1 rRNA gene is annotated in these 287 nt (G+C 51.6%); it reads right to left on the bottom strand.

Annotation, left to right across the window (positions count from 1 at the left end):
• Positions 1-287: ribosomal RNA gene (locus IQO02_RS08390) — 16S ribosomal RNA — on the bottom strand; the annotation flags it as partial.

The following is a 287-nucleotide window of genomic DNA, read 5'->3' on the forward strand; positions in this document are numbered from 1 at the left end:
CTCAAGGCCACAACCTCCAAGTAGACATCGTTTACGGCGTGGACTACCAGGGTATCTAATCCTGTTTGCTCCCCACGCTTTCGCATCTGAGTGTCAGTATCTGTCCAGGGGGCCGCCTTCGCCACTGGTATTCCTTCAGATCTCTACGCATTTCACCGCTACACCTGAAATTCTACCCCCCTCTACAGTACTCTAGTTCACCAGTTTCAAATGCAGTTCCGAGGTTGAGCCCCGGGCTTTCACATCTGACTTAATGAACCACCTGCATGCGCTTTACGCCCAGTAAT

The sequence above is a fragment of the Vibrio sp. OPT24 genome, from assembly GCF_015163545.1.
GTDB classification, from domain to species: domain Bacteria; phylum Pseudomonadota; class Gammaproteobacteria; order Enterobacterales; family Vibrionaceae; genus Vibrio; species Vibrio cyclitrophicus.